The following is an 11624-nucleotide window of genomic DNA, read 5'->3' as shown; positions in this document are numbered from 1 at the left end:
AGACAGACGGATTAAGCCGCAGAGCCAGCACCAAGGCTGTCGATTATGGCCTCAAGTTCATCATGTGGGCGCGCGATCACGTGGACGGATACGACTTCACCAACTTTATTTGCCGCTGTCGCACCTGCATCCGCGGCGGCTTTGACTGCGCCGACTTCACCACGCACAAGGGTGGTGACTAGGCCTCCGCCAGCCTTGGTTTGGCCGACAATCGAAACGCTGGCCGCCTTGACCATCGCATCTGCCGCTTCGATCGCGCCGACCAGTCCGCGCGTTTCGATCATGCCCAGGGCCATTTGCCCCGCCACTGGTTTCGCCATTTTTAGTTCCTCCAAAGAAATTTAGATGTTTGGTGTTCTTGGTTCAGGTCGTGGACACGCGATCCACAATCGCGATGATCGCCAGATCGACGGGCGCGGTGGACAGACCGGCGGCCATACGCGCCGCCGAGCCGTTGACCAGCAGAACCGTATCCCCCACCCCGGCACCGCAGGTGTCGACGGCGACCCGCGCCGGTTCGATCACCTTGCCTTTGCTATCGACCAAATCCGTCACCAGCAGTTTCGTACCGACCAGTTTTGCGTCTTTGGCCGTGGCTGTGACGGTCCCGGCGACCTTGCCCAAATGCATCAGAAAGTCCTCAGGTAACGGTCCAACTCAACCGGAGTGACCTGTTGATTGAAGAATTCAAGCTCGCGCTCGGCCTGTTGCAATACCAACTCCCACAGCATTTCGCCCATGAGATCGCGAAGCCATTCGGATCCTCGCGCCAGTTCGATCGCCGTTGGCAAGTCGGTCGGGATCGGATCGCCGATCCCTTCTTCGTAACCGTTGCCGGTCGTCGGTTCTGACGGAGCCAGGCCCTGCTCGATCCCGTCCAGCCCCGCTGCAATCTCAGCAGCCAACAGAAGGTAGGGGTTGGCATCCGCACCAGCATCGCGTTTTTCCACGCGCACCGCGCTGTCGGATCCTTCAATGACCCGAATACCAACGGTTCGGTTGTCATAACCCCAGCTCGTGTTGATCGGGCAGAAAGTATAAGGCTGACGGCGTCGATAACCATTGACGGTGCCACTGCCACAGATTGCCGTTTCGCACATGCGTTGTTGCAGCCCGGCGATGAAGGATTTGCCGGTATCGTTTATCTTGCCGTTGTCGGCAAAGACATTCTTGCCGTCTTTCCAAAGCGAGTAGTGTGTGTGGAAGCCGTTGCCGGACTGATCGAAGAACGGTTTTGGCATGAAGGTTGCCAGATAGCCGTGGGCGATGCCCAGCTGGCGGATCAGCGACTTAAACAAGACGACACGATCTGCCGCTGCCAGCGCTTCGCCGTAACGGATATTCACCTCAATCTGACCCGCAGCGTATTCGGGGTTCGATTGCTCGATTGGGATACCGCACTCGTTGATCTGCTGACGGATCGGTCCAACGATGTGCTCCATACGCGCGGCGCGGCCCAGACCGTAGACCTGAATCCCGCTATCGCGCGGCTGTCCGGTCTCCGGATCCAGTAGATAGAATTCAAGTTCAGTGCCGACATTGACCTCGAACCCCATTTCGCGGGCCCGTTCAACTTGACGCACCAACGCCTGACGCGGATCGATCGGAACAGGCTTGTGATCCATACCTTCCGCCCGACCAAAGCAAACAGCGACGCCTGGCTCCCACGGCACAGCGACGGGCTGGGTCATTGGGAAGACGTGCATATCGGGGTAGCCGTTGTCGAAATTGACATAAGGCGTATCCCAGACGTCGCACGTCATATCGATCGCCATCAATGCAATCGACAGCGCATTGCCGCTTTTGCAGACGTGGTCCCAGTGGCTGGCCGGAATGCGCTTGCCACGCATGATGCCGTTGAGGTCACCCACACCAAGTATGACGGTGTGCGTGCCTTCGGGCAGATCAAATCCCGAACTCATTGATGCGCTCTCCCTGTTTTTTGGCTTTATAATTGTTGTATTCTGTATACAGTATTCACAAAGACAATCGATAAACAAGGAAAATCTGCATCATGTCCAAGAACTCGGTCATCGTTGTCGGAGGCGGCATCGTCGGCGTCATGACGGCGCTTACACTGCAACGACGTGGTGAGGCAGTGACTTTGATAGATCGCTGGGAACCGGGACATTCCCGTGCATCTTCAACGGATTACAACCGTGTCATCCGTGCGATTTCCGGGCGGGATGAGTTCTATACACGTTGGGCCCGCGAAAGCCGCCTGCGCTGGCTGGAACTGCAAGCCGAGAGCGGCCAGAACCTGATGTATGAATGCGGTGCGCTGATTCTTGCAACAGGCGGTCATTGCGACTGGGAGAACGCCACAGCCGAAACCTTCGACCGCGTTGGTGTGCCCTACTACAAGTTCGGGCGGCAGGACATCGAATCGCGATTTCCGCAGTTTCGCGTTCCTGACATCGAATACGCCCTGTTCGAACCCGAAGCCGGAATGCTGATGGCGCATCGCTGTGTCCTGACCGGGCTTGAGCTGTTTCGTCGAGCGGGCGGGATCGTACAGCGCGGTCGCGTGACCACCGATGGATCAGAGCGCCCAATGCTGGATGGAAAGCCGCTTGAGGCTGATCTTATCATTGTCTCAACCGGCCCCTGGATGGCGGACATGTTCCCCAGGACGATCAAGCCGATATCGACGGTGGTTGGTGTGAATGTCCTCTATACCTCAACGCCAGATGGGTCCGAGGAGTTCGATATGAGCCGAATGCCCTGCTGGATCGATCATGGTCAGGGCTCATTCGGGCTGCCCTCCTCCGAGGGTTCAGGGGTAAAAGCGGCAGTCGTCATCCCGGACAAGATCGATCTGGACAATGACGAAAGGCTAATCCGACAGGAAACGCTAGGACGCACTCGCAGCTATATCCGTCATCGTCTTCCGGGCCTTGAGGGTGAGCGGGTGGTGGATTCCAAATTCAACCAAATCATCCTGACACCTGACACGCACTTTATTGTCGACTGGCACCCCGAGCATGAAAACGTGCTGTTCGCCGGAGGCTGCTCGGGACATCTGTTCAAACACGCGCCGGTTTTTGCAGAGTTTGCGGCCGGTGTTGGAATGAAGGATTTCGGAACGGCTGATCGTTTCAAGATCACTGGTCGAAGAAAACTGAGCCCAAAAGAAAGTCCAAGCGGGCGTTAAAGGTCCGACAGAGCACTATAAAAACCTGAGTTCGGGCACTCCTCCTGCGGCAAGCGATTACCTGATCGAATTGCATCGCGGCAGGTTTTCGCCTGACGGCAATGCCCACATTTTTCTGCAAGCTCAAGGCTAAGCTCAGGATGTGCATTGAGATCATCTTCGCTAAGACCAAACTGACTTGCCATAGAAAGGATACGCTCTCGCGCATTGGGCGCGCCAGAGCGCAACATGGCCAAATCAGCGCTGGACAGGCCGAGATCCGATAGCTCCAGATCGCTGATACTTCCCTCGCGTGGAGCATTCACAATCCGCGCAATCCTCTCAAAGAAATCCTTGTATCCCGTCATTGCCAAATCTCCCAACCGATTGCGTATACAGTATACAAAATGCGGCTGGCTGGACTTGATTAGGATCAAGAGCCGTTCGCTCAAACGCTTATTGTTCAGGGACGTATGCACCGCGAAAAAGCTCTACTGCTTGAAGCGCTGCAATGTCGTCGGGCACATTTGCCGCGTTGATCGAGGACATCCCATCATCCGCCTCCGTAGCTGACAAAAGCACCTCTCGACCTCTGGTGAACAGATCGCGCAAGTGATGCGCCTTGTATTCGGGATGAAACTGAACAGAGCGGGCAGGAAAATCATAATCCAGTGCACCAACTGGACAGTGGCCCGCTGATCCGGTCACCCGAGCCGAGTCCGGAATGCTTGTTACTTGATCCTGATGCCAGACATATGCATCCACACTATCTCCGCCATAGTTGAAGGGCCGTGCACCAACGACATTGCCTACCTCGACTTTCTCGGCCCGACCACCATAGACGTCAGCCATGATCTGATGTCCGAAACAGATACCAAAGACTGGAATTCGGATTTCTCGACAACGGTCCAGGAAGGCACGTAGCGGCTGCATCCAATCCGTGTCATCATAAACGCCAAATTCAGATCCGCCGACTATAGCACCGTCGAAAATGCTCTCGTCCGGGAGCGGTTCTCCATCAACAACCCCTACTACTACGAACTCGGCTTCCGGTAGGTGTGGGGCGATCCACTCCTGAATCTGCTGTGAAGTCCGCGGCATTCCCTCCAACAATGGCAGCGGGTGGCTAGTCAACTCAAGAACTGCGATTTTCACCAGTCAAAAGCCCTGTCAATTCCAGCCATTTTCACCCCAGTGAAAGCTGACGCTTGAAAACTAAGCGCACGCAAGTCTTCGGTTTCCAGATTGTGTACCGAGGACTTTCCGCAGGCTTTCGCAAGCGCTGTAATCTCCATGGTCATGGCCGTCAAATAGCGCGCAATGCGCTCTGCCCCTGCATTCGGGTTCATACGAGCTTCGAGACTTTCATCCTGCGTCGCAATCCCGACCGGGCAGCGACCTGTGTGACAATGGTGGCAGGCACCTGGGGATGTTCCCAAGGCCGCGTAATCTTCGAGATAGCGCGGACTGTTGCACCCTAGCGCAACCATAGCCGCGTTGCCGATCATCACAGCGTCAGCACCGAGGGCCAGACACTTCGCGGCGTCCACACCGGACCGAATGCCACCGGCAGCCACGAGAGAGACTTTGCCGGTCATGCCACATTCATCTAATGCTTCACGCGCAGCGCGAATAGCGCTCATCGTTGGGATACCGGTATGGTTTAACAACAGCTCCGGAGACGCGCCGGTACCACCTTCGGCACCATCAACTACTACAACATCTGCACCCGCTTTGGCAGCAACTGCCACGTCAAACCGGGGACGTGTCGCACCCATCTTGATGAAGATTGGCACCTGATAGTTGGTGGCGATGCGCAATTCCTCAATCTTCACTGCCAAATCATCAGCGCCGAGAAAATCGGGATGGCGGATCGTAGATCGCTGATCCACGCCTTCGGGCAAAGTTCGCATCTGGCTGACGCGCGGGCTGACCTTCATACCCAGCAACAGACCCCCGGTTCCGGGTTTCGCACCCTGCCCCACGACAAGTTCCAAGGCATCCGCGCGGCGCAGATGATCCAGATCCACACCATACCGCGCGGGTGACATCTGATAGAGCAGGCGTTGGGAGGCTTCGCGCTCCTCTTCCAGCATGCCACCCTCACCCGTGCAAGTCATGGTTCCTACTTTCGAGGCCCCATAACCCAGCGATGCCTTGGCCGATGCCGACAAAGCACCAAAGGACATTGAAGCGATGTAGATCGGGATCTTCAATTCAAGCGGGCGCTCCACAAGGCCGCGCCCTCCACCCAGTACGGTCGTCGTATCGCAATTCTCGCGATAGCCTTCCAGCGGCAGGCGGGTCATCGTTGCAGGAACGAATGTCAGATCATCAAAGGTCGGCAATTGCTTGTTGAACGTGTTGTATCCACGTACCTGATAGCGCCCAAGCTGCGCCAGCGCGTGAACTTCCGAGATCGCCTCGGGTGTCCAGCGGGTCGAACCTCCTTCATCATACGACGAAGGAACGCCAGCCGGGCGGCCGTCGATCGCTCCCGCATCGCGGAACCTGATTTCCTCTTCCGAGGCAACGTCGAACGGATATTCGTAAGGTTTACTCAGATCATGAGCCATGCGCTTGCGTCCCTGCTTTCAAAATACCAAAGACGCTGGCCCGAAACCATTTTGCGCCAATTTCGCGAACTGTCGACAAGCCCGAGCGGGTCGAGGATCGCATCGACCTCGGCCACTTCTTCAGCAGTCGGTTCGATCACGTCGACATCCACACCCAGGCTGTCGACCTCGCCAGCTACCCAGACCTCACCTTCCCAAAGCGCATCAGCACAGGATTCCCCCGCTCCGCCAAGCGCTATGATCCGACCGGAATGCGCCATGAAGCCGGACTGATAGCCAATCTTTCCTTCGACGACGATGTTTCCACCTTTCATCGCAACGCCGACCCTTGGGCCCGCATCGCCTTTGACATGGATCGTGCCGCCGATCATCGCAGCACCACAGGACATACCGGCATAGCCACCGACAGTGATGTGCCCTTTGGCCATACCTTCGCCAACGGCCCACCCACAATTGCGCTCAATTGTGATGTTCGCCCCGATGTTGAGGCCGCCGCAGTAGTACCCCACAGAGCCCTCAAATGTGATATCCACATTGTCTGGCAGACCCACGCCCAAATTATGACGAGACAGCGTATCTACCACGCGGATCGGCCGACCCATTGTGCAGGCTTCCATTATCTCACGATTGACCTCGCGGATATGTCGCTTGCCGACTTCGATGACGATCTCATCCATCTTTGCAGCCACCTCATTCATGCCGCCAAACTCCGGTTTCCGACGCCCCAGATACCGGTCAGCGACGGGCCGTCGTAGTTGATCACATCGCATTCCTCGGTCATCACCCGGCGGACCGCTTGTTCTTCGGTCGCAGCCGCCAGATCGCCATTGCGGTTGACGACGACCAGAGGCTTCATTGCAAATCGGTCTTTGGCAAACCCAATCCCGTTTGGCGTTGCGATCATGTAGGTAAACACACCATCGATAGAGGTAATGGACTTCTTTAGCGCCTGCTCCATGGTCAGGCCCGCCTTCATCTGGTCGCTGACCCAGACGGCAATCAACTCGCTGTCATTCTCAGTCAAGAACCGATAACCCATTCGGGTCAGCTTATCGCGCCAGGTGAAGTAATCGGTGATCTGCCCGTTATGTACGATCGCGACATCCGAAAATGGGCGCGCCCAGAACGGATGCGATGCGTTAGGCAATACCGAACTTTCCGTAGCAAGCCGTGCATGCCCCAGCCCATGTGTTCCTATCATATCGCGAACTCCGTGCTTTTCGGCCACGGCTTCGGCACCGCCAATATCCTTGATGATCTCAAGACTGCGGCCGCAGGATTGAACTTCAATGCGGTCTGTCAGCTCATCCGCGTCCGCGACCCAGGCTTGAAGATTCCTTGGGTCTGAAATTTCCATCCGAAAGCAATAGTGACGACTTTGGTCCGTTACGATTTGGGGGTCAGACAGAAAGCTGCTTCCGTGTTCACGCAATATCGTTTCAAACGCGGAGAGATCCGCATCCTGTTGAGACTTGTCGAATCCCATTCCGCGTAGAACGTATCCCGTTTCTCGTGGCAAACCATAAACGGCGAAGCCAGTGCTGTCGGCGCCTCGATGTTCCTGCGCATCCATCAGGTCAACAAGATCCGCCCCAACCTTCCCGGGCGCGGCCAGTATTCTACCAGCAATTCCACACATGAAGAGCTCCCTGTTCATTCTTTCTTGTATACTGTATACAGTACACGAACAATAGCAACCCCATTCGCCTTGGCAGCAGTTGTTTTATTGAATACAGAATTCATGAAGGACAGAAAGAGAGGCTCCGAGTGGCTCTGAAACAAATCAAAACACAACGCAGACGCCTGGCGGACGAGGTCTATGACCAACTGGTCGAAGCCATCATGAGTCGCGAGATCACCGGTGAAGATCGGCTGGTGCAGGAAAAGCTGGCCGCCGAGTTGAACATCAGCAGGACGCCTGTACGTGAAGCGCTCATGCGGTTGGAGACTGAAGGCGTGTTGGAAGTGGCCGCCAGCGGCGGATTTCGACTGGCGCGCATGGACCAGACCGAGGTGCGGCAACTATACCAGGCACGTGCAGCCATCGAAGGACAAGCCGCGCGCATACTTGCGGTACACGCTGAACCAGAGGTTCTTGATCGATTGCGCGAACTCATTCGTCGCGAAGAAGATCTGAGCCAGCCGACGACCCGAGACTACTTTATCGCAAACCGGCGCATTCACCGTGCCTTCATGGTTGAGGCGGGCAACAAATTTCTGATCGACATGTTCGATATGATTTGGGGCAAAGCAATGGCGTTCCATCTGTTTTCGGCGATTGAAAACGTCGATATCTCCAAATCGCTCGGAAACCACCTGACGCTCGTTGACGCGATTGCGACGGGTGATGTCACCGAAGCGCTGGAAACTTTCACCAGCCACATTCAGGAAGGTTTCGACCTTCAGATCGAAGGTCTGAAAGAAGCGGATAACGGCTAAACCGCGTTTCTGATCGAGCGACCAATCAGGGCCTGAGACCTGATTGGCCGCAACTGGTTCAAATCACAAAATGCAACCTATCGAACTCACTGCGCCATCCAGATACCTCGGATAGAACGGATTCACCGCCCAAGCCACGTCGGATCAGTTCTGCCAGACGCTCTGCATCTCCTCCTGTCATACCCCACCGGACCAGCTCGGGCGTGCCGATCCGTAGGCCATTCATGTCGCCTTCCACCGGCTCAACTGGCAATCCGATGCCACATGCCAGAAACCCGGATTTTCGAAGCAGTTTGGAGGCAGTCTGACCGCCACCATACGGCGCTGCCAGTACCGCGAATTGATGAGAATTGGTGAAACCCTCTCCACCCGCGAAGACCGGAACACCTTGCGCATCCAACGCGGCAGCAAGTGCTTTGGACATCGCAATCATCTCATCTGCATAGGCTGAGCCGAACTCTTTCCAATCCAGCATGGTGACGGCAAGTGCAGCCGTTTTTGCGGCATCAAAGTTGGCTGTCATACCGGGGAAAGCAATTGCATCCAGCGCCTTGGCGATTTCTGCATCGTTTGACACAATCAGACCCCCGGCCGGTCCGCCCAGGCTTTTGTAGGTACTCATGGTCATGAAATGCGCACCCTCCTTCAGCGGGTTGGACCACGCATGCCCGGCGATGATCCCGCACTGGTGGGCGGCGTCGAACATGACCTTTGCGCCGATTTCATCCGCTATCGCACGCACTTCGGCCACGGGATGCTCAAACAGGTTCAGACTGCCGCCTATCGTGATTAGCTTGGGGCATTCGGTCTTCGCCAATGCCCTCAACCGGTCCAGATCAACGGTATACCCATCCGCATTGACGGGGGCCTCAATAGTGCGCAGACCAAACAGCCCCGCACACCCCGCCAAATGATGAGTCACATGGCCACCAATCGACGCGGGCGGAGCGATGATCGTATCTCCGGGTTTGCAGGTCGCCATAAAGCCATAGAGGTTGGCAATGGCCCCCGAGGGCACGCGAACCTCGGCGAACTGCGCATCAAAGACATCGGCACATAGTTCTGCGGCGATAACTTCGATCTCTTCGATCGCCTCCAGTCCCATTTCATATTTGTCACCGGGGTATCCCAGCGATGGTCTGGATCCAATGCCCGAAGACAATAGCGCCTCGGCCCTCGGGTTCATGACATTTGTCGCCGGGTTGAGGTTAAAGCACTCTTTTTCGTGAATGCGGCGGTTTTCGTCCGCCAGATGCTCGATCCGGGCCAGAAGATCGCCAGACGACAACGATGCGGCCTTTGTCGCGATGTCCTGGATCAGAGTTTCGCTTGCGGCAGGCACCCAATCTCTTTGTACAAGTGTCATCTGACATCCTCCTGTTTTTTGCAGTTTGGCGGCTTTCGCGTGACACCGCAAAGCAGAATTGTTATTTCTTGGCGTAGAAAAACTAAGGCTAGATCAATGAGTGTCTCCCCCAAACGCCCCAAGGGACCTCCGCTGAATGCAATGAGGGCGTTCGAGGCCGCGGCGCGGCATGTCAGCTTTGTCGCGGCGGCGGAAGAGTTGAACGTCTCACCGGGGGCGATCTCGCAACATGTAAAGGCGTTGGAGGGTTGGGCAGGTGCGCCGCTGTTTCGCCGCAACGCGCAAGGGGTTGAACTGACGCCCCAAGGTCAATCACTTGTCGCTGTCTTCACCACAGCCTTTGATCAGATGGGCGATGCCGCTCGGGCCTTGCGAAACCTTAAACCAAATGCCGATTTTCACATCGCCGCCTTGCCTGCTGTTGCCCAACTCTGGTTGCCCAAACGATTACGCCGGATCAGAGAGTGTTTTCCGCATATCAATTTTTCGGTCACGGCGCTGGAAACACCACCCAGCCTTTCGCGTGAGATGTTCGATTTGGCGATCTTCTTCGCGACCTTGGACGAAGCACCTGACCAAATTGTTCTGTGCGAGGATGAAACCCAACCGGTTTGCGCCCCTGCTCTGCTGGATCGGGTGACCGACAACAACGGGTTTCAAGGCACTCCCTTGTTGCACGATCAGACGTGGAGCAGCGATTGGTCCACATGGTCGCGAAGCACAGGTTGTGAGGTCCCAGATGTCAAAACTGGCCCGCAGTTTTCGCTTTACAGCCTTGCCGTGGAAGAGGCCAAGGCCGCAGCTGGCGTGCTAATGGGGCACCTATGCTTACTCGAAGAGCCATTGAAATCTGGTGCACTCGTAACGGCCCACGCGCAATTCTGCCCGACAGGGCGTGCTCTAGCGGTTCAAGTGCCGGTGGCATCGCGACGAAGACCCGAAACCGATCAAGTCATCGCCTTGTTGTCAGATTGAGTCAAATCTCATCAATCCGGTGCATTGTGCACGACACTTCACATTGAAAGCCGTGCACAAAACAGTCTCGCATAGACCGCAAGGCAACTCAGATTTCATAGGGCATATGGCGGAGAGACAGGGATTCGAACCCTGGAGACGGTTTCCCGCCTACACACTTTCCAGGCGTGCGCCTTCGACCACTCGGCCACCTCTCCGGTAGAGGTGACTTATGCGAATTTCTGAACCGAGTGCAAGGCCCCTTTCGCAAAAATGGACGGGTCAGAAAATACGAAAGCTGGCAACAAATGGCAGATGATCCGACACCTCATCCTTGAACGCCTCGCGCCCCATATTCATGGTCCAGTGCATTGGAAACAGTCGCAGGCTGCCGCGGACATAATCGGTGGAATAAGTGCGTGATACGGCAAAACCGTCCAGTAAATTGGCGCGACCCCTATCCAGAATATGCGAAAATCGGTCTTGCAGATCCCAGCACGAAACAAAGTCCATCATGTCATCCCCACCAAGATGGTGGAAATTGCTGACGTCCTGACCGGGGATCATGTTGAAGTCGCCCATCAGCAGAATCGTGCGTTGTGTCAGACCGGGGGTCGAGCGGATCTCGGCGATCTTGTCTCCGATAATCCTGCATTGGCTGTCACGTATCTGCTGCTCGGGCCGGTCTCGTCCGGATTTAAGATGCACAGCGATCAGCTTGGCCTTGAATTTGCCGACCTCGACATCGGCGATCAGGGCCTGACGTCCGCCGGGATCGTCACCTTCCGAGCCGTCGATCAGCTGCAAACCTATCACCGAGACCCCCGGTTTGTGCAGAAACCCGATATGGATATTGCCGTTGGGCTGCGGCAGGATCTTGACCTGATAGTCCAGCCCCTTATCGGCCAGACCCAAGGCAAGCCGATCAATATGTTCGATGGGGCTGACCTCGACCAGAGTGATCAGTTCGGCGTCCAGCAGGGCCAGCCCTTCGATTTGATGGGTGACTCGGTCACTGCTGGCTGGAATACCCAGACTTGTGTTCACCGGATTGAAGCCGGCCAGATTCCAGACGGCAATACGCGCGAGGCTGTGTGAAAATGTAACCATCAAAATTCCTCCTGCAAATGACTTCAGACTACATCAAAATGAAACA

General features: G+C 56.0%; 13 protein-coding genes and 1 tRNA gene. 3 read left to right on the top strand and 11 right to left on the bottom strand.

What is annotated here, in order from left to right:
* Positions 1-11: 11 nt before the first annotated feature.
* The 3 genes from ACR0BT_RS01380 to ACR0BT_RS01370 are packed head-to-tail and all read right to left on the bottom strand — an operon-like array spanning position 12 to position 1922.
* Positions 12-320 (bottom strand): BMC domain-containing protein, encoded by a 309-nt coding sequence (locus ACR0BT_RS01380; RefSeq protein WP_170393275.1) that lies wholly within the window; start codon positions 318-320, stop codon positions 12-14.
* Between the two features lie 43 nt (positions 321-363).
* A complete protein-coding gene (locus tag ACR0BT_RS01375; RefSeq protein ID WP_170393276.1) occupies positions 364-630 on the bottom strand; it encodes a EutN/CcmL family microcompartment protein in 267 nt (88 codons plus the stop codon).
* The gene (locus ACR0BT_RS01370; protein ID WP_170405351.1) at positions 630-1922 is read right to left on the bottom strand and encodes a glutamine synthetase family protein; all 1293 of its coding nucleotides are present in this window, start codon (positions 1920-1922) and stop codon (positions 630-632) included. Before ACR0BT_RS01370 ends, ACR0BT_RS01375 begins: the two co-directional genes overlap by 1 nt.
* 92 nt (positions 1923-2014) lie before the next feature.
* On the opposite strand from ACR0BT_RS01370, the gene ACR0BT_RS01365 reads away from it, so the two are divergent.
* Positions 2015-3154, top strand: coding sequence for an FAD-dependent oxidoreductase (locus ACR0BT_RS01365; RefSeq protein ID WP_170393278.1), 1140 nt, complete (start codon positions 2015-2017; stop codon positions 3152-3154).
* Here the strand turns inward: ACR0BT_RS01365 and ACR0BT_RS01360 are convergent.
* The 5 genes from ACR0BT_RS01360 to ACR0BT_RS01340 form a co-directional block, all read right to left on the bottom strand.
* On the bottom strand, positions 3151-3501 hold the full coding sequence (locus ACR0BT_RS01360; RefSeq protein ID WP_170510291.1) for a hypothetical protein: 351 nt from the start codon (positions 3499-3501) through the stop codon (positions 3151-3153). The two genes, ACR0BT_RS01365 and ACR0BT_RS01360, sit on opposite strands and share 4 nt — an antisense overlap.
* 88 nt (positions 3502-3589) lie before the next feature.
* Positions 3590-4234: a type 1 glutamine amidotransferase gene (locus ACR0BT_RS01355; RefSeq protein ID WP_480762380.1), complete on the bottom strand. Its 645-nt coding sequence runs from the start codon at positions 4232-4234 to the stop codon at positions 3590-3592.
* Between the two features lie 50 nt (positions 4235-4284).
* Positions 4285-5709, bottom strand: coding sequence for an FMN-binding glutamate synthase family protein (locus ACR0BT_RS01350; RefSeq protein WP_170393281.1), 1425 nt, complete (start codon positions 5707-5709; stop codon positions 4285-4287).
* A complete protein-coding gene (locus tag ACR0BT_RS01345) occupies positions 5694-6407 on the bottom strand; it encodes a GltB/FmdC/FwdC-like GXGXG domain-containing protein (protein WP_480762379.1) in 714 nt (237 codons plus the stop codon). Before ACR0BT_RS01345 ends, ACR0BT_RS01350 begins: the two co-directional genes overlap by 16 nt.
* Positions 6404-7348 carry a class II glutamine amidotransferase domain-containing protein gene (locus tag ACR0BT_RS01340; protein WP_170421277.1) on the bottom strand — a complete coding sequence of 315 codons (945 nt, stop codon included), beginning with the start codon at positions 7346-7348 and terminating at the stop codon, positions 6404-6406. The genes ACR0BT_RS01345 and ACR0BT_RS01340 overlap by 4 nt, the downstream gene beginning before the upstream one ends.
* A 128-nt stretch (positions 7349-7476) precedes the next feature.
* On the opposite strand from ACR0BT_RS01340, the gene ACR0BT_RS01335 reads away from it, so the two are divergent.
* On the top strand, positions 7477-8148 hold the full coding sequence (locus tag ACR0BT_RS01335; protein ID WP_170405336.1) for a GntR family transcriptional regulator: 672 nt from the start codon (positions 7477-7479) through the stop codon (positions 8146-8148).
* Positions 8149-8206: 58 nt separating this feature from the next.
* On the opposite strand, the gene ACR0BT_RS01330 is transcribed toward ACR0BT_RS01335, so the two are convergent.
* A complete protein-coding gene (locus tag ACR0BT_RS01330) occupies positions 8207-9514 on the bottom strand; it encodes an aminotransferase class I/II-fold pyridoxal phosphate-dependent enzyme (protein WP_480762378.1) in 1308 nt (435 codons plus the stop codon).
* A 96-nt stretch (positions 9515-9610) separates the two neighbouring features.
* On the opposite strand from ACR0BT_RS01330, the gene ACR0BT_RS01325 reads away from it, so the two are divergent.
* A complete protein-coding gene (locus tag ACR0BT_RS01325; protein WP_480762377.1) occupies positions 9611-10489 on the top strand; it encodes a LysR family transcriptional regulator in 879 nt (292 codons plus the stop codon).
* A gap of 107 nt (positions 10490-10596) precedes the next feature.
* Here the strand turns inward: ACR0BT_RS01325 and ACR0BT_RS01320 are convergent.
* A tRNA-Ser gene (locus ACR0BT_RS01320) sits at positions 10597-10686 on the bottom strand.
* 64 nt (positions 10687-10750) lie between these two features.
* Positions 10751-11578, bottom strand: a complete 828-nt coding sequence (locus ACR0BT_RS01315) for a GMP synthase (RefSeq protein ID WP_480762376.1) — start codon at positions 11576-11578, stop codon at positions 10751-10753.
* Positions 11579-11624 lie beyond the last annotated feature (46 nt).

The organism is Ruegeria sp. CJ6, assembly GCF_056536665.1.
Note: the sequence above shows the minus strand (reverse complement) of the source record. Positions and strands in the feature narration are given on the sequence as shown.